Origin of the sequence: Fibrobacter sp. UWB2 (assembly GCF_002210425.1) — a bacterium.
Lineage (GTDB): Bacteria > Fibrobacterota > Fibrobacteria > Fibrobacterales > Fibrobacteraceae > Fibrobacter > Fibrobacter elongatus.
In genome coordinates, this window is the sequence record NZ_MWQK01000002.1 from 152,736 (window position 1) to 177,310 (window position 24,575).

General features: G+C 50.5%; 20 protein-coding genes and 1 tRNA gene. 7 read left to right on the top strand and 14 right to left on the bottom strand.

Translation table 11 applies throughout. The features are described 5' to 3' along the window. Positions 1 to 343: 343 nt before the first annotated feature. From B7982_RS04035 to B7982_RS04050, 4 genes are read left to right on the top strand one after another with little or no spacing between them, the layout of a single operon-like run. Complete coding sequence (locus B7982_RS04035; RefSeq protein ID WP_233138361.1) at positions 344 to 1,876, top strand: hypothetical protein; 1,533 nt, start codon at positions 344 to 346, stop codon at positions 1,874 to 1,876. A 19-nt stretch (positions 1,877 to 1,895) separates the two neighbouring features. After that, on the top strand, positions 1,896 to 2,834 hold the full coding sequence (locus tag B7982_RS04040; RefSeq protein WP_158212957.1) for a MoxR family ATPase: 939 nt from the start codon (positions 1,896 to 1,898) through the stop codon (positions 2,832 to 2,834). After that, entirely contained in the window at positions 2,834 to 4,147 is a 1,314-nt protein-coding gene (locus B7982_RS04045; protein ID WP_088659657.1) for a DUF58 domain-containing protein, read from the top strand. The genes B7982_RS04040 and B7982_RS04045 overlap by 1 nt, the downstream gene beginning before the upstream one ends. Then, the gene (locus tag B7982_RS04050; protein WP_088659658.1) at positions 4,144 to 6,210 is read left to right on the top strand and encodes a transglutaminase family protein; all 2,067 of its coding nucleotides are present in this window, start codon (positions 4,144 to 4,146) and stop codon (positions 6,208 to 6,210) included. The genes B7982_RS04045 and B7982_RS04050 overlap by 4 nt, the downstream gene beginning before the upstream one ends. Here the strand turns inward: B7982_RS04050 and B7982_RS04055 are convergent. Continuing rightward, complete coding sequence (locus tag B7982_RS04055) at positions 6,207 to 6,764, bottom strand: hypothetical protein (RefSeq protein WP_088659659.1); 558 nt, start codon at positions 6,762 to 6,764, stop codon at positions 6,207 to 6,209. The two genes, B7982_RS04050 and B7982_RS04055, sit on opposite strands and share 4 nt — an antisense overlap. 152 nt (positions 6,765 to 6,916) lie before the next feature. Between B7982_RS04055 and B7982_RS04060 the strand changes: the two genes are divergently transcribed. Beyond that, positions 6,917 to 8,149: a sialate O-acetylesterase gene (locus tag B7982_RS04060; protein ID WP_088659660.1), complete on the top strand. Its 1,233-nt coding sequence runs from the start codon at positions 6,917 to 6,919 to the stop codon at positions 8,147 to 8,149. Between the two features lie 44 nt (positions 8,150 to 8,193). Here the strand turns inward: B7982_RS04060 and tsaA are convergent, their stop codons facing one another. From tsaA to B7982_RS04085, 5 genes are all read right to left on the bottom strand, one after another. Further along, a complete protein-coding gene (tsaA, locus tag B7982_RS04065; RefSeq protein ID WP_088659661.1) occupies positions 8,194 to 8,871 on the bottom strand; it encodes a tRNA (N6-threonylcarbamoyladenosine(37)-N6)-methyltransferase TrmO in 678 nt (225 codons plus the stop codon). 148 nt (positions 8,872 to 9,019) lie between these two features. Beyond that, complete coding sequence (locus B7982_RS04070) at positions 9,020 to 11,581, bottom strand: 1,4-beta-glucanase (protein ID WP_088659662.1); 2,562 nt, start codon at positions 11,579 to 11,581, stop codon at positions 9,020 to 9,022. A gap of 202 nt (positions 11,582 to 11,783) precedes the next feature. Further along, positions 11,784 to 12,851: a hypothetical protein gene (locus B7982_RS04075; RefSeq protein WP_088659663.1), complete on the bottom strand. Its 1,068-nt coding sequence runs from the start codon at positions 12,849 to 12,851 to the stop codon at positions 11,784 to 11,786. A 188-nt stretch (positions 12,852 to 13,039) separates the two neighbouring features. Continuing rightward, positions 13,040 to 14,083: a histidine phosphatase family protein gene (locus B7982_RS04080; protein ID WP_088659664.1), complete on the bottom strand. Its 1,044-nt coding sequence runs from the start codon at positions 14,081 to 14,083 to the stop codon at positions 13,040 to 13,042. Between the two features lie 94 nt (positions 14,084 to 14,177). Next, positions 14,178 to 14,966, bottom strand: a complete 789-nt coding sequence (locus B7982_RS04085; protein ID WP_088659665.1) for a hypothetical protein — start codon at positions 14,964 to 14,966, stop codon at positions 14,178 to 14,180. 58 nt (positions 14,967 to 15,024) lie between these two features. Between B7982_RS04085 and rfbD the strand changes: the two genes are divergently transcribed. Beyond that, positions 15,025 to 15,945: a dTDP-4-dehydrorhamnose reductase gene (gene rfbD, locus B7982_RS04090; protein ID WP_088659666.1), complete on the top strand. Its 921-nt coding sequence runs from the start codon at positions 15,025 to 15,027 to the stop codon at positions 15,943 to 15,945. Between the two features lie 30 nt (positions 15,946 to 15,975). Here the strand turns inward: rfbD and mqnE are convergent, their stop codons facing one another. From mqnE to B7982_RS04125, 7 genes are all read right to left on the bottom strand, one after another. Next, positions 15,976 to 17,016, bottom strand: coding sequence for an aminofutalosine synthase MqnE (gene mqnE / locus B7982_RS04095; RefSeq protein WP_088659667.1), 1,041 nt, complete (start codon positions 17,014 to 17,016; stop codon positions 15,976 to 15,978). A 50-nt stretch (positions 17,017 to 17,066) separates the two neighbouring features. Further along, positions 17,067 to 17,140, bottom strand: a tRNA-Met gene (locus B7982_RS04100). A gap of 115 nt (positions 17,141 to 17,255) precedes the next feature. Next, on the bottom strand, positions 17,256 to 18,416 hold the full coding sequence (gene pgsA, locus B7982_RS04105) for a CDP-diacylglycerol--glycerol-3-phosphate 3-phosphatidyltransferase (protein ID WP_088659668.1): 1,161 nt from the start codon (positions 18,414 to 18,416) through the stop codon (positions 17,256 to 17,258). Further along, the gene (gene recN, locus B7982_RS04110) at positions 18,413 to 20,062 is read right to left on the bottom strand and encodes a DNA repair protein RecN (protein ID WP_088659669.1); all 1,650 of its coding nucleotides are present in this window, start codon (positions 20,060 to 20,062) and stop codon (positions 18,413 to 18,415) included. The genes pgsA and recN overlap by 4 nt, the downstream gene beginning before the upstream one ends. 12 nt (positions 20,063 to 20,074) lie before the next feature. Beyond that, positions 20,075 to 20,827, bottom strand: a complete 753-nt coding sequence (locus B7982_RS04115) for a tRNA (guanosine(46)-N(7))-methyltransferase TrmB (protein WP_015732262.1) — start codon at positions 20,825 to 20,827, stop codon at positions 20,075 to 20,077. 56 nt (positions 20,828 to 20,883) lie between these two features. Continuing rightward, complete coding sequence (locus tag B7982_RS04120) at positions 20,884 to 21,771, bottom strand: MBL fold metallo-hydrolase (RefSeq protein ID WP_233138362.1); 888 nt, start codon at positions 21,769 to 21,771, stop codon at positions 20,884 to 20,886. Between the two features lie 100 nt (positions 21,772 to 21,871). Beyond that, entirely contained in the window at positions 21,872 to 22,459 is a 588-nt protein-coding gene (locus B7982_RS04125) for a hypothetical protein (RefSeq protein ID WP_233138363.1), read from the bottom strand. A 192-nt stretch (positions 22,460 to 22,651) separates the two neighbouring features. Here B7982_RS04125 and B7982_RS04130 point away from each other — a divergent pair, with 192 nt between their 5' ends. After that, positions 22,652 to 23,458, top strand: a complete 807-nt coding sequence (locus B7982_RS04130; RefSeq protein ID WP_088660005.1) for an exodeoxyribonuclease III — start codon at positions 22,652 to 22,654, stop codon at positions 23,456 to 23,458. Between the two features lie 48 nt (positions 23,459 to 23,506). Here the strand turns inward: B7982_RS04130 and B7982_RS04135 are convergent, their stop codons facing one another. Further along, on the bottom strand, positions 23,507 to 24,571 hold the full coding sequence (locus B7982_RS04135; protein WP_088659671.1) for a spermidine/putrescine ABC transporter substrate-binding protein: 1,065 nt from the start codon (positions 24,569 to 24,571) through the stop codon (positions 23,507 to 23,509). Between the last annotated feature and the right edge of the window lie 4 nt (positions 24,572 to 24,575).

The window sequence follows — 24,575 nt, forward strand, 5'->3', positions numbered from 1 at the left end:
GAATAACGATTAGCCCTACATTGCAGTAACGAAATTCGACCAGGTGCGTTCGAAGTTTTCGAACACGCCCTCGAGAAAGAACACACACACACGGGTGCGTGAGTGCGCACCCACCACAACACAAGGGATCACCCGGGTCTCCCTGCCTGGGTGGTCCTTATCGTGTCCGTTCGGCTCTTGTGCAATACAAGACTCCGACTTCGCCTCACTCTCGCCAACACGGCACGCTTACGCCGTGCCGCTTATGGCTCACGGCGTGTCCGCTTTGCTTCAAGTCTAATTTGTCATGCCCGCCTTGAGCGGGCATCTCCATGATCAAAAGACATTTTAATACATTTAAGTTATGTTATCTCGTGTTTTATTGTTTGCTTGTTTGATGGCGGTGGCATCGTTTGCGTCCGCTGAAAAGGTGGGCTATTTCCAGATTGGGACTGATTTCAATTTCGGCTTTAATGGCGGTCCGACCGACCCGATGTTTGCTGTGGATACTGCCGAGTATTATGGCGGCAACTGGCGCGGCCTTAGAATCCCGCTAGAGACGGCTCGCAATTACGAGGAACGTATCAACCCCTTCTTTACGCTTAGCTTCCGTGCAGGCTACAAGGATTTCCACTTCTTGATGGAAGCGCCTTTGCGCAAGGATTTGGAAGCCTGGTACAATAGTGAACTCAAGACAAATCTTACTTATAAGCCGAGCGAGCTCGACATCAATGTGCCGATTAATGCCTACGCCAAGTGGGATAATTCCGTTGGCTTTGTGCAGTTCGGCCGTTTTAATCCCGAAGACTTGAAGATTTCCAAGAACGATATCTTCTTGGGCGGTTTGCCGTACCATGATGGAATTCACTGGAAGTTGAATATCGGTATTTTCCGCTATGACTTTTTGCTGAGTTCGTTGAACGCTTGGCTTTTTGACGATGTGATTGATAACGAGACGGGGTGCCCGCCAAAAGGTAGCGAGGCTTATTCCCAGAAATGTACGGAACGTGGGAAGCAGGTGAGCAACCAACGCAATCGCACTTATACCGAGAACGTGAAAAATATGGTGTTCCACAGGCTCGGCGTCGATACGAAAAAATTCTGGATTTACCTTGTTGAACAGAGTGTCATTGGCGGAAAGTCCTTGGAATTCCGCTCATTCAATCCGTTTATGTACTGGCACGATAACTATGCCACGGGGTACACCTCTGCGGCAACGTCTGTGGAATTTGGTTACAAGACTTCGAACGGTGCAAAGTTCTACAGCCAAATTAATATGGAAGATATTGCAAGCCCGGTCGGCGAAGATAAAAAGATGGGCACGAACCGCTCTATCATTAATTACATGGTCGGCTACTATCACGAACTTGAAACCCGCAATTACGGAAAATTCTCCTGGCGCTTGGATGTTGTAAAAACGGACCCGGCAGCAAATAACAGCAGGCTCCCGCTTTTGAAATACACGGGTCGTCGCAATTACCGCAGCAATTATCGTGAACAGGGCGATAGCGACTACGCCGATGCTTACTTTGTCGATTATCCCATTGGATACCGCAGGGGTGGCGATGCGCTTGACTTGTGGTTTGACATGAACTGGAAATGGAGCGTGCATTCTGCAACGCTTACGCTTGCTTGGCTCCGCCAGGGCGATAAGGAACTTTATACGGACTACGATGTTGCTTTGAAGTCCGAAGATGCTCTTTCGGGCGTTGTTGAAAAACAGTTCCTCGTTGACGTTCTTTACGAAAGAAAAGTGCGCGACTGGTTCCAGTTTTATGCGGGCGGAGGCTTTCGCGTTTACCGCAACCTTTCGCATGATAAGCACGAAGATGGTTCCGATGCGTGGATCCGCTCGGGCGTGAAATTCAACTTCAACCCGGTGAATTTGAAGTTCTAGGCGGAAAAAATATCAATTCATGATTGTATCTATATATATTATAGGTATGGTCAAAAAGCTTATTGAATCTTTGAATAGTGTCCTGCTTGGAAAGCAGGAACAAGTGGAAATGCTTGTGATGGCGCTCCTCGCTGATGGTCATGTGCTGATTGAGGATGTGCCGGGGACGGGCAAGACGACGATTGCAAAGGCGCTTGCCGCCGCAATTGGGGCAGACTTTGCGCGTATCCAGTTTACGCCGGATTTGCTCCCCGCCGATGTGACGGGTGGTGCCGTGTTCAAGGCGAATACGGGTGAGTTTGAAATTCGCAAGGGACCTGTCTTTACGCAGGTGCTCCTAGCTGACGAAATCAACCGAGCATCTCCGCGAACGCAGAGCTCGCTTTTGGAAGCGATGGAAGAGCGCCAGGTCTCGCTGGAAGGTGAACGCCATGCGCTCCCGAAATTGTTCATGGTGCTTGCGACCGAGAATCCTGTGGAATTCCATGGCGTGTTCCCGCTCCCGGAAGCGCAAATGGACCGATTCTTGGTGCGTCTTTCACTTGGTTATCCGACGGCGGAAACAGAACTTGGCATTTTGCGTGCGCATCGCGATGGGAGGCCGCTTGATACGCTTAAGGCGGTAACGACTCCCGATGAAATTATTGCGGTGCGAAACGACGTCCGCAAGATTCACATTGACGAGTCGCTTGAAATGTACGTGGTTTCGCTGGTGCAGGCAACGCGTACGAATCCGGCGGTGCGCTTGGCGGCAAGCCCGCGTGCAGGTATCAACCTCATCAAGATGGCGCAAGCTTGTGCGTATGTGGCGGGCCGCGATTTCGTGAATCCCGATGACATCCAGCACGTGTTCTTCCCGGTGATGGAACATCGTGTGTTTGCAAAAGATTCGAACACGCCCGGCGCCTCCAGACAAATTCTCGAAGGCATCTTGAAACAGGTGCGAGTGCCGAAGTAATGTCTCTCTTCCATTTCTTTATAAACGCTATTCCAAGAAGTCCCAAGCGCAAGGGACTCTTGATGCGTTTGTACTACGTTTGGCAAGAAGGCTTTACGCAGGTGGGGCATGCAGCGGCAGCGCTGATGTTGTTCTCAATGTTTGCGGGGGCGGTGCCTGGATTCTGGGCGGCGTGGGTGTTTTGCGGTTTGGATTTCATGTATTTCCTTGCTCTTGTACCATGCCTTTTTATGACCGCTCGCAAGAGCAAGTTCAAGGCGGGTGACATTTCTGTCCGGAATGTTTATGAGGGCGAAACGTCGACCATTGACTTGCACGTTACTGCCGAAGACAAGCTAAATGCGGTGTCGCTTGGATGCTTCCGTATGGATCCATCGCTCAAATGCGAAGAGTCTACGCTTGTGGCGATTGCTGCTGGCGAGATGGCAAAACTCACTTGCAAAATCCAGACGAAAAAACGCGGCACATTCGAAATCCCCAAAGTTTCTGTAATCATCCCGGAAATTAATGGCGCTTTACGTTATGCGGCAAATGCAGGGAAAGCGGAATTGCTCGTGTTCCCGCGTCCGGTGCGCGTGGGTTCATTCCCGTTTTTGACATCGGGCGCAAGCGGTGCTGTGTTTGCGCCACTATTGATGCCGAGTCTTACGCGCGGGATGGATTTTGTGGGTGTGCGTGAATACCGCGAGGGCGATTCCTTGCGCGATTTGCATCACAAGGCTTTTGCACGTTACGGCAAACCATTCACGAAAGAATTTGAGACGGAACGTGGCGCGGGTGCTATTCTCGTGCTGGATGTGACGGCACGTAGCTTGCGCGAAAGATCATCTGTTGAAATGCTGATTCGCTTGGCGGCTGGCGTTGGCTTGTGGCTTTTGGAACGCAAGGCACTTGGGCGATTCTTCATTGGCGATGATGAAATTGCGCTTGTGCAGGGGGATAGCGGCGTGAGCTTCTTGGAAGCGCTTGCGCGAATCCCGGCAGCGTCTTGGCTAGAGGCGCGCATTTCGAAAGGTCCGCACAATTCTCGGAATGTGGCTAGTGCGCAGAAACTTTGGTCGCCTGCGGCACGCCCGCTTGGCCCTGTGCTCCGTATGGGGCTTTTTGCGACTGAAGACCCGCTTGTGCATAAGCAAGTGATTTTGGATGCGCATTTAAAAGCGAGTGACGAATCGAAGACCGCAATTTCCGACGATGTTTTGTCGGTGAACGCGGCGCGTCTCGAATACGTTTTTAACGAACGTTTGCATCGTGAACGAACGATTTCCGAGCGTCCACTTGGAAATTCTCGTGAAGCGGAGGTTAGTCTATGATGAACTTCCGTGAAATTTGCAAGACGTTTTTCTTCTGCATCGTTTCTATTAATTTGGGCGTTTCAAGCGGTCTTGAAATTCTTGGATTTGTTTTTGCGGCCCTGTTTGTTGCGATTCACGTTAAGCAATATTTGCTTTCGAAGTCCGCGATGGGCCAAAGAAAAATCCCGCGTTACAGAAAAGTTTTCGCATACGGTGCGATTGTTCCTTGTGCGTTGTGGTGGGTGCTCACGCCGAGCGTTGAAATGGGCGTCTCGCCGTACTTGGTCTTTATTCCGGCTTGGTACTTACTTTATTTGGCGTGGCTTCAAAAACGGAGTCTCGGAAATGGCGGTTACGAAGTCTTTGTTGTGTTCAATGGCGTTGCCGCACTTTTCATGGGGCTGTTCCAAGCGCCTCGCGCAAGCGTCATCAGTGCCGTTGTGGCGCTATTGCTTGCTGTATATGCGTTTGGCCGTCCGCACGTTGCTCTTTACAAGCGGCTGCTTTTCGTTTTACTTTATGCGAGTCTGTGCGGCTCGTCGTATCTCGGATTTAAATATTGGAAGAGCAATCGCTATTACAGTGGCCGTTGGGCCGAAGAGTATTACGTGAAAAATCGCGTGATGGGATTTGATCCCGTGGCTGCTTTGGGCTCCTTCTCCAGTAATTACAATTCCAAGTATAATAGCGAAATTGTCCTCCGTGTTTGGGATACGCTTGCACCCACGTATCTGCGTGCTGCCGCCTATGAAAAGTATGTGGCTGGCATTTGGAAACTCCCTACGAAGGCCGAAAAGAAACTTTATCCAGCGCGTTATCGCGTAGATTATGCCGTTTTTGAATCCGAAGATTCCGCGGCGGCAGCGCCAAACGTCAAAGATGTTTGGGTGCAAGCGACACTGAACAATTTCGGCTTTATGTTTGCGCCTGCGAATGTTGTGGGCGTGGCGAGCAAAAATGCGGACTCCCTGGATTACTATTCGACGAACATTTTTGCGGGAGCGAACGGAACTCGTAGCGATTGGTATTATTACGTGCCTGATTCTGCGGAGACTCTTGCGATTGCGGCGCATTCATCGGCGGACACGTCATCGGCGGCATTTTCGATGGCATCTGATAGCTCTTTTTTGCAAATCCCGAGCAAAGAAAAATCGCTTCTAGATACAATTGCCACTGCGATGTCGCTCCCGTCCGTGCATCTCGATTCAGATTCGACGAATCTCGCAAACAGAACTCTTGACCCCTCGCAATTTGCGGTTCAAAATCTAAAGACTATAGAATCCTATTTTATCCGTAATTTCAAATATTCGTATATCGTTCCCGGTCGAACTCCAAATTCTAAAACCGACCCCATTGCTCTTTTCTGGAAAACAAAGGAAGGTTACTGCGAGTACTACGCCACGCTTGCAACACTCATCTTGCGTCATCAGGGAATCCCAGCTCGCTATGTGACCGGCTTTGCTCACCCCGAGTACGTTCCTGGTCGCCCGTATGTAACTTTCCGTCGCCGTCATAGCCATGCCTGGGTCGAAGTCTACATTGACCATAAATGGTACATTTTTGACCCGACTCCGCCTTTGACCGAAATGACTTTTGCAAAATCCTCTTGGCTTTCGATAAAGCTTGAAGGTGTGAAGGGCCGCTTCTCTTACGTGATGCATTTGCTCAAGGATGGTCAGTGGCGTCGTGTTGTCGATAGCTGGCAAACCGCTTCGGAGCGCATCGTTTCTAGCCCTGTGCTCTATATCGTACTTGCCGCTTTGCTCCTTGTTTTTGCGTTACTGAAGTTCCGTGGGCGCCGTCGCCAAATTGGCCAACAAAAGGTCTCAAAAAATGCCGCCCAATGGATTGCGCTCCTTGATGATGCGGAAAAACGACTTGCCCGCTTAGGCTTTGTTCGTGCTCTCGGCGAGACGGTATCCGCTTTTGCCAAACGAGTGGAACAGGCTTTAAATACTATGCGAACGACTGAGCAAACAACAAAAAAGGCGAGCCCCAAGGACTCGCACTTTGAACAAAATTTGTCTATCGCTTTAAAGCAGTTGCGTGAATACGAACGCAACCGCTGGAAGGCAAGTTAGTCAGCCGAAACGAAGGTGTATACTTCGGTCGTGTTCTGCTTGTCGACGAGGTCGGCTTGCTTCATTTCCGGTTCCATAAAGAAGAGTCCCTGAAGCGTCATGGAGACCTTGCCGGCTTCGACTGCGACTACTGCCGGGAGCGTTACATCGCTCTTTTCCATGCATTCATTACCAATCTTGGCGTAAAGGTGAATGGACGTTCCGAGAATATCCCAAGTTCCATAGGTCTTGCCGGTTGGCGTTATGCAGTCGGCCCTGCTCAACGACGAATTTGTGAATTCGAACATGTTGGTCTTCTTTTGGGGATCGATGTAGAACTTGAGTGTTGCCGGGCTGGCGCTCAAGTCGTGACTTTGATCGATGACATAGACAACGTCGTTGCCGACAGTCTTTGCTACGGTCGGGCCATTGATGCTCCACGTGCCAATGAGACAGTCGGTAGAAAGCCCTGCGGCGCACTGATCGGCCTTGGTCGGCGGGGGAGTGGTGGTTTCGCTACAGGCTGTGAACAAGGATGCCGCAATAGCAAGGGGAGCTAAAATTTTGATTGTCATAAAAATCCTCTTTTAGTTGGAATATAAATAAAAAAATTGATGTTGCAGAACACTACAACGCGATTTTCCAAAGATTTAACATAAGCTATTTGATTGGAAATATATTAAGGATAGTTGTTGGGGGGCATTTTCAGTGCCCCAAGGAGTGTTAGATGAAAGTCTCGCGTTTCGTGGGCTTGTTTTTCGGTTTGGGGCTTGCCGTGTCGGCTCATGCTGCCCCAGACCCAAATTTCCACATTTATCTTGCTTTTGGCCAGTCCAATATGGAGGGCCAGGGGGACGTCGGTAGTCAGGATAAGACCGTTGACGAACGTTTCCAGGTGCTCTGGGCGGCAAATAATGGTTCTTGTTCAGGGAAAACCAAGGGAAAATGGGCTACGGCAGTGCCTCCGTTGGCGCATTGTCAGGGCGCAAAACTTGGACCTACGGACTATTTTGGCCGCACGATGGTCGAAAAGACGGATTCTAAAATTAAGGTGGGTGTTATCGTCGTGGCTGTTGCCGGGTGCAGTATCCAACTGTTCGACAAGGATGGCTATGCCAATTATGCTAGGTCCCAGCAGAGCTGGATGACGCAGCGCATTAATGAATATGGTGGAAATCCTTACGGTCGCTTGATTGAAATGGCTAAGAAGGCTCAAGAAGATGGTGTCATCAAGGGGATCATCTTCCACCAGGGTGAAACGGATGCTGGTGACGGTCAATGGCCCTCCAAGGTCAAAAAGGTTTACGATAACATTATTAAGGATTTGGGTCTTGGCAATGATGTGCCGTTCCTTGCGGGCGAAGTGTTGCGTAGCGGCTCTAGCAAGGGCGCGAACAACAATATCGCTAAACTCCCGCAACAGTCAAAAAACTTTTATGTAGTTTCATCCGAAGGATTTAATCAGGCTCTTGGCGATGGACAGAATGTCCACTTTACCTCGCAGGAATACCGCGATTTTGGCAAGCGCTATGCCGAAAAGATGATTGAGGTTCTTGGTGATAAGATCAAGCCTGTCGCCGAATCGAGCAGTAGCGAAACGCCATCGAGTTCTTCTGTAGAATCAAGCTCGTCTGTTGAGGAAAGTTCGTCGAGTGTTGAATCCTCTAGCTCTACGACGGGTGGAATCGTTATACCGAATGCGATTTACGCGGTCAGTGTGGGCAAGGTGCATTTTGAGGGAGACTTTTTGCAGATGCCTGTATCGATGGCCCACTCGGGTATCGTGAGCATCCGCCTTTATTCTGTGCTAGGGACGGAAGTGGCGAATGTGAATCGTATGTTGTCTGCAGGAACGAGTAACGTCTTGATTTCTCGTAAGAAGGTCCCGGCGGGAATTTATATGATGAGTGTCGTGACGGCGTCGTCCTATATCACAAAACGAATAGATTTATCTAAATAAAAACTCTCCTCACGCAAAGGGCTCCGTGTTCGCACGGGGCTCTTTTACTTTATGCTCACAACTTCCAACTCGTCGCCTGCGACTTTGAACTTGACTTCGAATTCGGCGAAATTGAATCCGTAAACGCGCTCGGGATCGTTCTGGTAAGCAGGGCGCGGGTCCTGTTCCAAGACTTCGATAAGTGCGGTGCGTTTGTCTGCACTCAGCTTTGTTAGTACTTCAGGATTTTTGACGTGTACTTTGTTCTGCTTCACGGCGTCTGCAAAACCGCCAATCGCTTCGGGGTGCGCATCCGTGTAAGGGAGGTAAGGCTTGATGTCTACAATCGGGGTGCCATCCATGAGGTCTGCGCCGCTTACGACAATTTCCGGGCCTTCAGTACCGTCGAGGTTGATGGTTTCAATCTTCACGCAAGAGAGCGCGACCGGGTTCGGGCGGAAACTTGAACGCGTGGCAAAAACGCCGAGACGCTTATTCCCGCCGAGTCTTGGCGGTCGCACGGTCGGGCTCCACGTGCTGCGAATATTCTCCGAGAAAATCCACATAATCCACAAGTGGCTAAAACCCTCAAGACCGCGGAGTGCATCCGCATTGCGAAATTCCGGCTCAAAGCGTATGGTCGAACGCAAGTTCTGTACAAGCCCGCTCTGTCGCGGAATGCCAAACTTCTCGCGAAAATCGCTCTTGATACGCGCAATGATTTTAAACGTCAGTTCTTGCATCGGAAATTGCCAAGCTTTAAATACTTTGTCATGCCCGCCACTGAGCGGGCATCTCCTTTATAACATAGCAAAAAAGAAAGGCCAGAGTTTGCAAGCGTTCGCTTTGGACTCTAGCCTTTTTAAGTGTGGGATTGATGATTATTGAAACTTATTTAATCGCAATAGCCTTTTTCAGGAGCAACTTACCGTTAGTACCGACAACCTTTGCGATGTACTTGCCGGTCGGGAGCTTCTTGAGGCTTACGCTTCTGTTGCCGTTCACGTCTGCGGTGAGGAGCGTCTTGCCGTTCAGTGCGATAACTTCGAGCTTGCTTTCGCTCGGGACGTTCACCTGCAAGGTTCTGTTCTGCTGCGTGAGCGTTACCTTGCCTAAGCTGATCTTAGCTGTGTTGAGTCCGGTCGGGGTCACTTCGACAAATTCAGTGCCTTCCGGAGCGCCCACGATGGTGCCACGGCCCACGGTGCTCATGTAGACGACGCCGAAGTTGTTCATGTCGCCCTGCACGAAGTTTCCGTTACCCGGACCGCCGAACTGGTGCATGTCGTCGTTCACGCGTTCAAAGGTCTTGCATTTGTCTGTACTGCGGTAGATTCCGATCGGGTCGCCGGACTTTGCAGCACCCCAGATGAAAATCGTTTCGTAGTCGCTGCCTTCTTTGGCCTTGCCGATGCCCACGGCGATTGCGGTAGAAGCGCCTTCGCAGCGGTTCCAGCTCTTGCCTCCGTCTTCTGTGTAAGCAAGGCCGTATTCCGTGAAGCCCTTCGGTTGCCAAACTTGTGACTGGTCCATCGGAACCCACAGATGTCCTTCTCTCTTGGGAACGGTGCGGATAAGGCCGCCACCGTTGTAGTATTCGCCAGCCTGTTCGTTCTGCAAACGGGCTTCAGTTTCTGCAAAAGTCTTGCCGCCGTCAGTAGATCTGTAAAGCGATCCCATGCCGCCCATGACGTAGAACGTTTTGGGGTCCACCGGGTCAGCAACAATGCGGGAATAGTTTGTCTGGGTGCCGGTTTCAACAGCAGTCCAAGAGGCGCCATTGTCATCGGAGCGGTAAACTGTTGCGCCCTGGTCTGGGCGGTGCAGCATGATTTTGCCGTCAGCGGAAAGTACCACCAAGCCCTTCGGGCCTTTGAGGGTTGTTTTTACGCTGTCCCATGTCTTGCCCATGTCATCGCTGCGGTACATCACGTTGAAATTCTGAGAATCGTACTTGCCGTAAACGGTAATCACACCTGTGCGAACCAAGCTTCCGGTGAGCGGGGCGTAACCCATGCTTTCGGTGGTGCCGATGGTTGGCTTGTGGCGCTGTGCGCTCTGCTTGATGTCTGTATAAACGGCGCCGTCGTAGTCGCCAATAGCGGTGACCAGCGGGCCTCCCGGAATGCTCACGATGTCGAGGGGCACAGTTTCTTCGATACCCTTGGACATGAACTTCCAAAGGGGAACCTTTGCGGAGACGTCTTCGGTCATGAAGATGCCGTTACCGCTAGTGACCCAGGCCTGCTTGTTGTTGAACGGGTTGATTTCGAGGGAACCTGCCCAGTGGATGGCATTGCCCGGGATCCAGTCGGTGCCGTTGGCGTCAATGTTCGGAATGTCGTTGTAATGCTGTCCGTGATTCCAGGTCTTGCCGCCGTCAGTGGTGGCATAGATGCGGTCGCCGTAGTTTTCCTTTTCGTCTTTGGTCACATGGCGGCCGGTGTACTTGCCCAGCGTCGAAATCACAATGTGGTTCTTGTCTTTGGGGTCAATGGCGACGCCGCCGTAAGAGCTCTTGTCCTTTTCGTAGCTCTTGGTGGTGCTGCCTTCGTGTTCCACGGAATCGCTCGGGGTAAGGTCGGTCCACGTGCCTCCAGCGATATTGTACTTGTAAAAACCACCACTTGCGATGTTATACGGACCGGGGCCGTCAGCAAATGTCACGTACATGTCGCCGTCGACAATCTTTGCACGGTGCGGCATGAGTCCAGTGGGGACGCCCTTGATGGCTTCCCAGGTAGCGCCGCCGTCGTGGCTGACTTGCAAATTATCCTTGGTTTCGGAAATGCCGATGTAGATGGTCTTGGTGGAGCCGTCGGCGTTCTTGCCCTGCGATTCGTCGAACATCACAAAGCTGATGCCGTTCACGCCGTTCAGGCTGGATTCTGTGGCGGTAGAAAGGGCGACCTTGTAGGCGCTTGTCCAGGTCTTGCCGTAGTCGGTACTCTTGTAAAGTCCCTTGGTGCGGCTACCGCAGAAGATGATGTTTCCCTTGTTGGGGTCCACGGCGAGCTTTTCGCCGGTCTGGCGGCCCATGCCGTTACCGTGGGCGAGCATTTCCACATAGCTAGTGTCCCAGGTGGCGCCGAAGTCTTCACTGCGGAGCACGGCCGTGCGGCCCTTGCTGAAATAGCCGGTACCTGCGAGCACGTAAATGCGCTTGGGATCGTTGGGGTCGAGAGCAAAGGCTTCGGTACCGTAAAGGCCCTTGTCGTTTTCCGAGATGAAGTCCATCAGCGGAATCCAAGTCTTATTTTGAAAATCGAAGCGATAGATACCGCCCACGTCAGTGCGGGCGTAAAGCAAATTCTCGGCCTTGGGGTGGAACATCACGGCAGAAACGAATCCGCCACCATCGAAGCGGACGTTGCCCCATTCGTACTTTTCGGCGCTTGCGCTTGTGGCGAGGGCGAGTGCGGCGATGCCGATCATTGAAATTTTACCAAACATATCGTCTCCGTTGAAATTTTGAGAACAATTAAAACCCTTACAACTATAGTTAATATATATAAATATTTGAAAAAGAGGTTCTTACATAAACCTTAATTTGAGAAAATTTTTGAGAACATTTTCGAGCGCAGGTGAAAAATGCGCTAAATAAAAAAAATCCCCCGATTTTTTTTATTTTGGGGGATTTGTGTGTGTTGAAAAGTTAATAGGACTTGTCTTTGCCTATGGACTCGATAATCGGGTCGGTAAGGGGTTCGAGGCATTCTAAGAATTCTTTATGGTTGTTTTTCCTAAACTGACTCACGTATTTGAACTCGTTTCCGTCCTTGTCGGTTTTCGTGCCTAGGCTGTAGTTTTCCGAATACTTGGCGTCGCAGAGACTTTCTGTCATGTCGTAATAGCTTTCGTAATCGTTTTGGCAGGTCTTGCCGTCTACGGAAATTGTCACCGAGGCTTTCCAGTTCTGGAAGTTATCTTCGAAATTCAAGACGTTTACGATAATGGTCTTTCCGCCTGAAATAAATGTTTCGCCGCTAGCGGAAAGTTCTTTTATGGTGATACCGTCAAATGTGGAGTTCTCATCGTCATAAACTGATTCGTGGAACAGCTCATTTGCTGTAGGAAGGTCGCCGCCGGGACCTTTGGAAAGGTAATGGTTGAAAAGTCGTCTGAAATTCGAGGTTGGGTAATTTAATGATTTATTGAGATAAATGCCTGCTAATTTACGGGCGAATTTATCCTCTGAAATTGTAAAGCTCGATTGTATCAAGCCTTCTTCTTCGTCCTCGTCGCAATAAGTCTCTTCTTCTTCGCTGTCGTACGTGCATGGTATTATGGTCCATGTACCGTAGATGTTTCCGCCCTTGCCTCCGACGAGCATTGCACCGTGTTGCTGGTAGGCTTTTGACTCCTGTAGCCATTCGTAGAGGATTAGCGTATCTCCGGTGAATTCGTATTTTATCTTGCCGGAATTAGTCTTTTTCTTGATGGTTTTCCATTTAAAGTTATCGCCCTCGGCGACGCAGTACTCTTCTTCGGCTCCGTCGTTAGAAACGTTAAGGACCTTTGCTTCTTTATCGATGCTCAAAGCAAGGGTGTCGTAAGTGATTTTTTGACGGCTTTCATTGTTGCTTGCTTTGTTGCTGTTGCTGCTACTGATTGTGGTGTTGTCAGTGGCGTTGCTGCCGCTATCGCTACCGCAAGAGGTGAGCGAAATTGTACAGGCTACAGCTGCGCATAAGACTGTGTAGATTTTAAAAGACGTCTTCATAAGGGGACCTCCTGGATGATGTCTTTTATCTAATGTAATGTATTTTTATAAAAAATATCAGTATTTTTTAATTTCGACTATTCTAAACTGTTTTTCTGTGTTTTATATCAAAAAAAAGCCCTCGACCAAGTCGAGGGTGAAATTGAATGCGATGCGTCATTCCGAGCGACGCGAGAAATCCAGGATCTTTATTCTGCGCCGATGCCAAGACCTCTGAACGGAACGTATCTGATCTGGTCCTTGTTGTCGATGATGACAGCGACGCCGGTCAAGAAGTACGGCCAGTGTCTGGAAGCTGGGTCGTGGAATCTGTAGTTCACGGTGCCGTTGGAGGCGAATACGCTGAATGGGAGCACGAAGTCATCGTGGGTGCAGATGACGCGGTACTTGTTCATGGCGGCGTAGCCCGGGGCGATGTCCTTCTTGACGATTTCTTCGGATTTTTCCTTGAGGTCGTAGAAAGCGTCGGCATAGAGATTGTCGTATGCCCAACCTGCAATCACGAGACGGACGTTCTTGGTGGAGTCATCATAGAAGTCGTAACGTTCCTTGTCCTTCTTGTACCAGCTGATGGAATAAAGGGTCGTCGTGTCGTGCGGGAACGTGGCTTGGCCGCGGCCGAAGTTGATGTTGAAGCAGGTCTGTTCGGTACGGACGTAGTTCGTGTGCGAGTACACGAATTCTTCGGTGCTGATGAGCTTTTGACCCACGGCGCGTGCCTGCCTTACGCCGTCAGCGGGTTCTCCATTGACGGTATCCGGTTCGTTTTCCCAGTAGGTGAGGGGTGTTTCGCGGCCGGTCTGGGCGTCATCGCGTTCGCCGTGGCGGATGATGAACACTGCCTTTTCGTTGCAACGGACGCTCTTGAATACGTCGGCGATGTCGGCAAGGCCAATGGAGTCGAGGGCGATTGTGGCAACAGGCGTTTCGACGCAAGTAGGGTCAGTTTCGGCTGCAGTTCCGGAAGAGCTTGACAATGTCGGCGGAACTTCTACGGAAGAGCTGGATTCAATGACCGGAGCTGTGGCGGAACTGGAGTTTACATCGGCAGAGCTTGCCGGGAGCTGCTCGGTCGAGGAACTAGAAATCGTTGATGGTTGAGCCTGGTCGCTAGAACTTTGGCTTGCGAAGTTGCTGAAAGTCGGTGAAACGTCCTCGCCACAGGCTGCCAAAAGCGAGGCGGAGAGGATTGCGCCGGTAAAAGCTAAAGAAATACGGGAAATTTTATGCATTGCGTGAAATTCCTTGTTTTTATCCCTCTAAATCTATTTATGTTGAGGGATTTCTTCAAGTAAATTTTTCCAAAACCCGTGAATTATGCGCTTTTTACGCTTTTACTTCGACGGGCTTGTCGGAATTATAGTTGATTTCGTTACGGCGCTTGAGTTCTTTGTTGAGAGGCCAGTAAATGAGCGCAAAAATGATGTATCCAATGAGGAGTACAATCCAGTGGTTGAGCCCGAAACCGATTTCCACATAGCGCATGGTGATGAACATGAACGGACCTGCGATGAGAAAGAGCGGAAGCTGCCTGCATTGATCGCCTAGCGAGTAACGGCTCTCGTAGCTTACGATGGAATTCATCATCGGGAAGCTGGTGCAAAAACCGCCCATCAGGCGCTTGATGAACATGAGGCCGGAAACGACGCCTGCGATGGCGGGCGCCTTGATGTAAACCGGGAGCGGGGTTTTGTAGCGCACTCCGGACTTGTACTTTTGCTTCTGGAAGAAAATTACGCCGATGACAAAGTCAAAAACGCAGGCGCCGATAAAGTACGCCTCGCCTTCGGGGATGCGGGCGTGCAAAAATGTTCCGAGCGCGACAAAGAAGGCAAGCCCGGCGATAATTGACGGTACAATAGGAACTTTTACTTTGTAGTGGAGAATGCGTACGATGTGTACGTACAACATACACATGAAGCCAGAGACTGCATTTTCGGTGCCCATCGGGAGTCCGACGGCAATGTAGGCAAAACCGCAGGGGATGGGAATGGTCGCCGTGACTGCCTTGAGTTGCGGGTCCTTGAGGTAGGCGCTCAGGGTGCCGAGGGCGGTAACCATAAAGACGAGCAGCCAGTCGTATGCCGAAAAATGGAAATTTAACGCTTCAAACATCGAGCCCAAAGATAGAAAATAGTGGCTAATTGCTATATTCACACACAGAGGTTTTATTATGAAAGTTTTGGTAACTGGTGTCGGTGGCCAGCTGGGTCACGATGTGATGAATGAACTTGCAAAGCGCGGCTACGAAGGTGTCGGTAGCGATATCGCTCCGGTTTATTCCGGTGTGGCCGATGGAAGTGCTGTGACCACGATGCCTTATGTTCCGATGGATATTACGAATGCATCTGCAGTTGCAGAAACGATCAAGAGTGTGAAACCGGACGTGATTGTGCATTGCGCCGCCTGGACGGCAGTGGACCTTGCTGAAGACGAAGACAAGAAGGCAAAGGTCTTTGCTATTAACGCCGAAGGTACGGAAAACATCGCTCGCGTTGCTAAAGAAATTGATGCAAAGATGGTCTACATCAGCACGGACTACGTGTTTGATGGCCAGGGTACGTCACCGTGGAAGCCGGACTGCAAGGATTACAAGCCGCTCAACGTCTATGGCGAATCCAAGCTTAAGGGCGAACTTGCCGTGAGCGGAACTCTTGAAAAGTATTTCATTGTGCGTATCGCCTGGGTGTTCGGCCTCAATGGCAAGAACTTTATCAAGACGATGCTCAAGGTGGGCGAAACTCACGATACGGTCCGCGTCGTTTACGACCAGATTGGTACGCCGACTTACACGCTCGATTTGAGCCGTCTCCTCGTCGATATGATTGAAACGGACAAGTACGGCTACTATCACGCCACAAACGAAGGCGGATTCATCAGCTGGTACGAATTCACGAAGGAAATCTACAAGCAGGCGGGGCTCCCGACTAAGGTGTTGCCGGTGACGACGGCGGAATACGGACTTTCCAAGGCCGCACGTCCGTTCAACAGCCGCTTGGACAAGAGCAAGCTCGTGGAAGCTGGGTTTAAGCCGCTCCCCACATGGCAGGATGCTCTCGGCCGTTACCTCAAGGAAATCGGCGTAATCGCTTAAGAACGGCGCACTTATTGAGTGCGCACTCTCTTAAGAAAATCTTTCGTACAAGGCGTCTCGTTCCACCGGAACGAGACCTTCTTTTTTGATGAGGTCTTGCATGCGTTCCGGGCTCATGCCCTCGGGAACCGTGGCGCCTGCGGCATGTGTGATCTTCTCTTCGATAATCGTACCGTCCAAATCCGATGCACCGGCGTGGAGAGCCTTCATGGCGGTCTCGATGCCCATCTGGATCCAGTAAGCCTTGATGTGCGGGAAGTTGTCCAAGAACAAACGAGAAACAGCGACCGTGCGGAGGATGTCTTCTTCGCTTGTGATGTTCGGGACAATCTGGTGGAGCGCGTTGTGTTCCGGGTGGTACACGAGCGGGATGAACGCGAAGAATCCCGGCGCCTCGTCTTGCAAGTCGCGGAGCATCTTCATGTGCGCGATGCGGTCTTCAATCTTTTCGATGTGCCCAAAGAGCATTGTGGCGTTTGTCGGAATGCCGAGCTTGTGGGCGGCGCGATGGACGTCGAGCCATTCTTCGCCAGTTTCCTTGCCTGGGCAAATCTTGTCGCGTACACTTTGTACTAAAATCTCGGCACCGCCACCGGGGAGGGCATCAAGGCCTGCGTCCTTGAGCGTTGCCATAATCTGTTCGGGCGTCTGGCCAGAAATTTTTGCGAAGTGGCAAATTTCAACGGCGGTAAAAGCCTTCAAGTTGGCGGACGGAAATTCCTTGCGGAGCTTGCGCAACATCTCGATGTAGTAATCGAACGGATGGTCGGGATGGAGACCTCCGACAATGTGCAATTCGCGGGCGCCTTTGCTGATCGCTTCGGCTGCCTTGTCGCGGATGGTTTCGTAATTCCAGTCGTAAGCGGTCGGGCTATCTTTTTTGATGCGGCTGAAGGCGCAGAATTTGCAGTGCAGCACGCACACGTTCGTGTAGTTGATTTGGCGGTTGTTCACCCAGTAAACGGACTTGCCGTGGCGCGCTTCTTTTTCGGCGTTGGCGCGTGCGCAAAGTTCATCGAGCGGTGCGTTCAAAAATAAATCGAGAGCTTCTTGTTCTGAAATGCGAGACATGCTACAAATATAAAAAAGAAAAGACCTAGAGTGAATCTAAGTCTTTTTAGTAGCGGGGGCAGGACTTGAACGCTGCGACCTTCGGGTTATGAGCCCGACGAGCTACCAACTGCTCCACCCCGCGTCGAGGTTGTCCCATATATAGAAAATTATAATGGATTTGGCAAGAGTGAAAAGCAGAGTATTTGCCGGAGTAAGCTTTTTTTATGCTTTTATCGCGGTTTTTGAGCGAATTCGCACTAGACGAATTTTTTCAAAATGTGCTTGCTCGCGTAGAAATAATCAATTCCGCTGATGATTGTAATCGTAGTGATAATGCCCATCACGACAATCGGGAATTGGTGCCAGATGCTTTCAAATCCTGGAATCAATGCGCGAACCGGATCGATAGCGCCAAGGAGAATCGCGACAATGCCGATGCCCTGCAAAGCCGTTTTCCACTTGCCGCTGCGACGTGCGGGCATCACGAGGCCTTCGCTTGCGGCGAGCGTTCTGAGCGTTTCCACACTAGATTCGCGGAAGTAAATCAGAGCGACCATCCACACGGGCGCATAGCCTGTAGCGATAAAGCACATGAAAATCGTCATGTTCGAAATCTTGTCGCTGAATGGGTCGAGGTACTTGCCGAGCGTGCTGACTTCGCCCATCGCGCGGGCGAGCTTGCCGTCCAGAAAGTCCGTGAGCATAAAGCCGAGCACCATCACGAGCGAAAGCACTTTAAAGACGATGTTGTTGTTGCTGTAATCCAAATCGTTATCGTAGAAGAACACCCAAAGGAAAAACGGCGTGAGTACAATGCGGCTCATGGTGAGCTGGCTTGCAATCGAAAGCGGCTTACGGTGTGCGGGGTCGCGGTAGTACCAGTAAGCGTATGCGGCGGTGGAGGCGGCAATGAGCAAAATGGAAATGACCATCATAATTTGTTGGTAATTTTCCAAGTTTAATAAGTACACGCCCATCGTAATTGTGACAGAAAGATTTGCAAGTTTGCTCCAGCGGCGCTTGCGGGGGAGTTGCTTCCCTTCGCGAAGCACTCCGAGAGAGAATAGCGTGTGGGCAATCAGTCGTCCAAGCAAGACGGCGCAACCGACGCCGAGAATTTTTTCAGCGCTTTCGTTCTGGATTAAGTCGCGGAAGAAAATGCTTGTCATCACGATGAACTGCAAGAACCCATCGATAGTGTTGAGCCAAAGTCGGTAATAAGGCTTTTCAATTTCCTGGCTCTTGAGCTGGAACAAGTTGACCCAACCCATGACAAGCGCAATACCCACAAAGGAGCATGCCATCGTGGTCCAGTCTTTCCAGATGAAGATTATGACACAGACAAAGATGAGAGCACGCATGATGCTCCAAATGCGTGACCTTAAACGAACATCAGAAGTATTTTCTGGTTCTGTCATAAATTATTCTCCAACAGCTGCTTTGCATGGGTGCGGACCGTTTCAGAGGTCCCGCCTAACATTCTAGCAATTTCTTCGATACGTCCGTTCTTGTCGAGGTCAATAATGGACGTAAATGTCCTTCCGTCAACCTCTTTCTTGCTCACGGCGAGCTGATTTTGGGCTCGGCTTGCGACTTGATGCAAGTGGGTGATGGTGAGCACCTGGTGGTGCTTGCCTAAATTGCGCAGTGCTTCGCCAATGCTATTGCCCGTTTCGCCCGAAATTCCGGAATCCACTTCATCGAAAATCAGGAGCGGAACCTTGTCGAGTTCTGCCATGACGCTCTTGATGGCGAGCAGCACACGGCTGAGTTCACCGCCAGAGACTGCCTTTTGCAACGACTTTTCGCCTTCGCCCGGGTTCGGGGCGAGCAAGAATTCGATGCGGTCGGCGCCGTTTGGTGTCGGGTCCTGTTCCGTGATGCTCGTAAAGAATTTGGCTTTCGGCATGCCGAGGCTGTGCAAGATTTCTTGCACGGCCGAGTCAAAGCGCTGGGCTGCATCTTTACGCTTCTCGGTGAGACTTGCCGCCAAGCGGTAGGTCTCTGCTTTGTGGGCATCTGCTTTGCGCTTGAGCTCATCGAGGTCAGCATCGAGATTCTCGAGACTGTCGAGTTCCTGCTTACGTTGTTCGGTGAGCGCAATAAGCCCTGCTACATCGGTGCGGTACTTGCGCTTGAGTTTTTGAATTGTTGCAATTCGAGAATTGGCTCGGTCGATTTCGACGGGGCTCATGGACTTTGAAGGGCGGAGCCTCTGCAAGTCCTTGCAGATTCCTTCGAACGGGTCAGCCACTTCGACGAGTGCATTCAAGTCTTCTTCGTAATGCGGAATCTTTTGCGCAAGACTACGCAACTTGTACTGAAGGTTCTGGACCTGTTCCAAGATGCCATTGTCGCAACCGATCAAACCCTGAATTTCATTCAGCAGGTTGTGTTCCGCTTCGCTCTTGCTTGCTACGTTGACCTTTTCTTCAAGCTCTTCTTCTTCGCCATCGCGGAGTGCCGCCTTTGAAAGTTCGTCGTACTGGAATTTCAAAAAGTCCTTTTGCTGCGCAAGATCTTTTGCGTGTGCTTCGGTCTTTTGAATCTCGGCCAAAACGTTGTTCCAGGCGTTGTAGCTTTTTGAATAGTTTATCAGCAGTTCGTTGTTGCCCGCGTATTCATCGAGCATTTTTGCATGCGTGCGGATGTCGCGCAATAACAGCTGTTCGCTCTGCCCGTGCATCTGGATAAGCGATTCGCCAAGCTCCTGCAAATCCGAGAGGCTAACGACGGAGCCGTTTACGCGGGCACGTCCCTTGCCGTTCTCAAGAATCTCGCGGCGGATGATGAGTTCATCGTCGTCATCGAGTTCCAACTTTGCAAGAATTTGTTTGACCTCGGGTTCATTCGAAATGTCGAATGTTCCTTCGATGACCGCTTTTTCTTCGCCTGTGCGGACCATCGACGCTTGCGACTTGTCTCCGCAGACCATGCGGAGCGCTTTCATCAAGACGGACTTGCCGGCGCCAGTTTCACCCGTGATTGCAGTAAAACCTTCATGGAACGGGACGCTTGCTTCGGCAATGAGTGTAAAGCTATTTATTGTGAGTTGCTTTAACATGATTAATTAGAACTACTTCTCAAATTCAATAATACTTCTATAAATAGGTCTGCCTTCTTTGCGGTACTTGCGTTCGAAACCGGTCGTGATGCCTTCGGTGGGTTCAGCCGTATTGCGGACAAGCACCTTGCAAGTCGGGTAGGCATCGAATGTTTCAAGAGCGATTTCGTTGTATTCCTTGTGGTCGGTACCCCAGTAGAAAATGCGCTTGCCCGGCTTTAAGCAACGGGCGACTTCATCGAGAAAGTCAGGGCGGAGCAAGCGGTTCTTGTGGTGGCGTTCCTTTGGCCACGGGTCCGGGAAGTACATGTGGAATGCATCCACGGTGTTGTCCTTCACAGCATCGCGCAAGAAGTAGAAAACGTCACCGCGCAACATGGCTGCGTTGCCCTGAGCGACGATCCCGCGCTTTTCCATGCGTTCGTGTGCAAATGCGGCCCAGGTGAAGTCCCATTCGCTACCCATGATAAAGTAGTCCGGGTGCTTCTCCGCATAGTCTGTCATGAAGTTGCCCTTGCCACTTCCGATTTCGACTTCGATGTGTCCGTTTTCGTTCGGGAACATGTCTTTCCAGGTGAAGTCGAGTTTGTGCGGCTTTCCGTCCGGCGTCTTGATGGGCTTGCGGTCGCCATTCGTGCGGAACACGTAATGCCACAGCGCCTTCATTTGCGGGTCCTGACTCAAGTCTCGGTAAAACTCCGGAATCACGACTTCTTTCGGAGCCTTTTCTTCTTCTAAAATTTCGTTGTTGATTTCTTCTGCCATGTTTATGTTCCTATTAAACTTTACTGGATCCTTCGACTTCGCTCAGGATGACGCTGTTAAATAAACGCTATGATCCTTTCTTTAAACTTCTCCGGAATTGCCTTATCAAGCATCTCGCGGATGTGCCTTTCGGAATACTTCATCGAGAAATGACTCAAGATGATTTTTTCGCATTTGATTTCATCATCAAGCTCATTGAGCGCGTGCACAATATCTTTCAAGTGGCTGTGCCCCTTCTTTTTGCTCATCGCTTCTTCGCCATCGTCGAGGAATGTGCATTCCGTAATCAGCACCTTCGACTGGAAAACGCGGCTGTTGTCGAGCAAGCTTTCGCCAAGGCAATCGCCCATAAAGCTCACGAGCGGGTCGTAAACTTCACGTGTGATTTCGACACCGTTCTTGCGGAGTTCGATGATTTCGGCGGGCGTTTTCCCGAGGAATTCGTCCTTGAGCTTTTTCTTGTAAAAATAGAGCGTTCCGCCCATCGCCGGGATGGAATGCTTGACTTCGAACGCTTCGAGCGCGAGATCCTTGCGGTATCTCAAAAATTGCAATTCGCCTGCGGTAACGGGTTCAATTTCCGGGTAGCGGAATTTCGCTTCGCCAACGCCTTCGAACAATGCCTCAGCCTTAATCCAAGCCTTTGCATTTTCACTCACGCAGTCGGGCATGTAATAAACGCTATCGCGTTCGACACCCATCATCTTGCGCAAACTGTGGTGACGCATCAGGCAACGCGCGTGGTCGCCGTGCGCATGAGTCAGGAACACGTGGTTCAGGGGAATTGCCGAGAGCGGGCATTCGCCCATGTCAATGCAAAAATCGAGCTCTGGAATCTGTATGTACGTCGCAAGGCCGGAAATCGAGAATCCGGAAATGGGCGAGCAGGGCGTATCGACGTGAATCTGCCGCAGGGCGTTGTGTATGTACTTGTTTTCGTTCACTTTTTTACCGCCCGATAATTTAGCAAAAAAGAGAGTCAAAAAATTGACACAAAAAAAAGCAGCCCCTTAAGAGCTGCTAAAAAGTTTGTTCGACTTGTTTCTATCGATTCGAAATGATTCTATCGAATTCTGCGCAAGACATGAGCTCGATGTTCACACCCATGGCCCTACTACGAGTCCTGTCGTTGCCCTTCTTCTCGGGGATGCGGAAACAGAAATCGTACTTGTTTCCTTTGTCGGTCGGGATGCCCATCTTGAAAATGCGGAGGCGTTCAGAACCCTTAGGCGTGATTTCGAAGTAGTCGTAGGTGTTCTTGACGCGTTCGAGGCGCTTTTCCTGGCTGAATTCGAGTTCGTTTGTAATCGGGCCCTCGAGGTCGATTGGGAGGGAGTTTTGGAAACGGAGCTCGAGCTTGCCGTTCGTCTTCACGATGGACGTTTCGGACGGCTTGATCAGGTAGCGCTGTTGAGGAATGTTCTTATACGCAATGTTGTGGCGGCTTGCCTTGCGGACTCCGCAAACTTCGCGCATGTCGGGGTTGGCGACAAAGTCGATATCGCGGCAAATCGGCGGAAGGTCGGTCGGAACTTCGAGTTCTTCACCGTTCTGGGAGGAGGACGAACCTGCGCAACCTACCAAGAACGATACTGCAAGGAAACAAGATGACAACAAAAATTTATTCTTCATGTAATCAAATATAAGATTATTATACATATTTGTGAAAATTTTTTTGAAAATGTAATAAATAGCCGTATTTTTCCGCACATAGTTCTTAATTTGTAAAGTTTTATAAACTATTTGGCCCCGTTGAGGTCTTTTACCCTTTGGAGTTTGAAAAATTATTCTATCTTTGGCGTGAAAATTGAGATTGGGGTCAAAATGAAGATCTACAGCTGGAACGTCAACGGTATTCGTTCCGTACTGAAAAAAGGCTTTGAAGATTGGTTCACTGCGACCGATCCCGATGTGCTTTGCCTTCAGGAAGTCCGTGCCGAAAAAAGCCAGGTTGCTGAAGTCGCAAGCCGCGAAGGCTACTATACCTACTGGAACGCTTGCAAGCGCAAGAAGGGTTACAGCGGTGTAGCCGTCTATTCCAAGATTGAACCGGATGCGGTCAACTACGGCTTTGATATCGAAGAATTCGATGAAGAAGGCCGTGTGCTCCAGCTGGTGTTCCCGGACTGGGTGCTCAACTGCATTTATTTCCCGAACGGCGGCCAGGGCGATGACCGCCTGGACTACAAGCTGCGCTTCTACGATGCATTCCTTGAAAATTCCAAGCAATGGCTTCGCGATGGCAAGCATGTGGTGACCGTGGGGGATTACAATACCTGCCACAAGGAAATCGATATTGCCCGCCCCAAGGAAAACGAGAACGTGAGCGGCTTCTTGCCGATTGAACGCGCCTGGATGGACAAGTACGTCGAAAACGGCTTTGTCGATACCTTCCGCACGTTGCACCCGGATACGCGCGATGCATACTCCTGGTGGTCGAACCGCTTTGGCGCCCGTGAACGCAATGTCGGTTGGCGTTTGGACTATGGCTTTGTTGATTCCGCCCTCATGCAGAACGTGGTAAGCTCCGAAATCTTGAGCGGTGTCAAGGGCTCGGACCATTGCCCGATTTGCCTGGAACTCGAACCGCCGTTCCTCCCGATTCCTATCAAGAAATCGGAAGACATCTAATCGATAAATGTTGAAATTAAAGAGCCTCGCGTCTGCGAGGCTTTTTGCTTATTGCGTATTGACGATCATCCAGGCTTCGTCAAAGTTCTTTTCTTTTTCGCCCATGTCGTTGAGGAATACCATGCGTTCGATTTCCTGCTTGTTGGGGTTGATGACGCGGTTGTTCTTGAAGTCGTCTTCCATAATCTCGAGGCTTGCCTTGTTCGGTGTGGCGTAGTTGATAGCCTTGGCGAGTTGTGCCCCGTTTTTAGCATCGAGGATGTAGTCCATAAAAGCGTATGCGCCCGCTGGATTCTTGGCTTTGCTGCTGAGCGTCATGGCATCTACCCACATAAAGCTTCCTTCGGCCGGGATGGCGTAGTGGAGCGTAGAGTCTGTGTCAATGGCGTCCATGGCTTCACCGCTGAAGACGATTGCTGCCCAGTATTCTTTTGAAATTACTTTATCCTTGCCAATGTCGGAACCGTCGAACCCAGCAAAGTGAGGGTCTTTCTTTGCTTGCAAAATGTAGCTCACGGCCTTGTTGAGTTCGTCTTGCCTTGTGCTGTTTGCATCGGAGCCGATGGCTTCGAGTGCCATGCTGAGCATGGAACGGCTTTCATTGAGGAGACTGAATTTTCCTTTGGTGTTCTTGGCATCAAAGAGCAAGGAATAGCTTACGCTATCGGGATGGAATTTTCCGCCGCGGTAAAGAATGCCGGTCGTGCCCCAGAGATAGGGGAGACTGTAGGTATTTGTCGGGTCGTAAGCTTGTCCTAAAAATTGCGGCGCCACGTTCACGTGGTTTGGAATTTTATTGGTGTCGATGGGTGCTATGAGCCCGAGGTGTACCATTTGCTGGATGACAACGTCCGATGCAATGATGACATCGTATTTGCCGGAGTCCGCGGTAATGAGCTTGGCAATCATTTCTTCTTGGGCTTCGTAAAGTTCCAGCTCCACTTTATAGCCGGTCTTGTCCTTGAAGTCATCGAGCAAAGCAGGGTCGATATATTCGCTGTAAATCATGACCGTGACAGTCTTTGAAGACAACAAGCCTTCACCCTGCTTTTGGATGCAGGCTGTTATCGCGATTGCCACGAAAAGAGCTACAAGAATAAAGGCCTTTTTCAAATTC

Bases quoted from the DNA above. Each gene is read 5' to 3' on its own strand.
- B7982_RS04070 (WP_088659662.1), bottom strand. From the start codon at position 11,581: ATGTTTGGTAAAATTTCAATGATCGGCATCGCCGCACTCGCCCTCGCC.
- pgsA (WP_088659668.1), bottom strand. From the start codon at position 18,416: ATGACAGAACCAGAAAATACTTCTGATGTTCGTTTAAGGTCACGCATT.
- mqnE (WP_088659667.1), bottom strand. From the start codon at position 17,016: ATGTCTCGCATTTCAGAACAAGAAGCTCTCGATTTATTTTTGAACGCA.
- B7982_RS04055 (WP_088659659.1), bottom strand. From the start codon at position 6,764: ATGACAATCAAAATTTTAGCTCCCCTTGCTATTGCGGCATCCTTGTTC.
- tsaA (WP_088659661.1), bottom strand. From the start codon at position 8,871: ATGCAAGAACTGACGTTTAAAATCATTGCGCGTATCAAGAGCGATTTT.
- B7982_RS04080 (WP_088659664.1), bottom strand. From the start codon at position 14,083: ATGCATAAAATTTCCCGTATTTCTTTAGCTTTTACCGGCGCAATCCTC.
- rfbD (WP_088659666.1), top strand. From the start codon at position 15,025: ATGAAAGTTTTGGTAACTGGTGTCGGTGGCCAGCTGGGTCACGATGTG.
- B7982_RS04125 (WP_233138363.1), bottom strand. From the start codon at position 22,459: ATGAAGAATAAATTTTTGTTGTCATCTTGTTTCCTTGCAGTATCGTTC.
- B7982_RS04035 (WP_233138361.1), top strand. From the start codon at position 344: ATGTTATCTCGTGTTTTATTGTTTGCTTGTTTGATGGCGGTGGCATCG.
- B7982_RS04075 (WP_088659663.1), bottom strand. From the start codon at position 12,851: ATGAAGACGTCTTTTAAAATCTACACAGTCTTATGCGCAGCTGTAGCC.
- B7982_RS04130 (WP_088660005.1), top strand. From the start codon at position 22,652: ATGAAGATCTACAGCTGGAACGTCAACGGTATTCGTTCCGTACTGAAA.
- B7982_RS04040 (WP_158212957.1), top strand. From the start codon at position 1,896: ATGATTGTATCTATATATATTATAGGTATGGTCAAAAAGCTTATTGAA.
- B7982_RS04045 (WP_088659657.1), top strand. From the start codon at position 2,834: ATGTCTCTCTTCCATTTCTTTATAAACGCTATTCCAAGAAGTCCCAAG.
- B7982_RS04050 (WP_088659658.1), top strand. From the start codon at position 4,144: ATGATGAACTTCCGTGAAATTTGCAAGACGTTTTTCTTCTGCATCGTT.
- B7982_RS04085 (WP_088659665.1), bottom strand. From the start codon at position 14,966: ATGTTTGAAGCGTTAAATTTCCATTTTTCGGCATACGACTGGCTGCTC.
- B7982_RS04115 (WP_015732262.1), bottom strand. From the start codon at position 20,827: ATGGCAGAAGAAATCAACAACGAAATTTTAGAAGAAGAAAAGGCTCCG.
- B7982_RS04060 (WP_088659660.1), top strand. From the start codon at position 6,917: ATGAAAGTCTCGCGTTTCGTGGGCTTGTTTTTCGGTTTGGGGCTTGCC.
- recN (WP_088659669.1), bottom strand. From the start codon at position 20,062: ATGTTAAAGCAACTCACAATAAATAGCTTTACACTCATTGCCGAAGCA.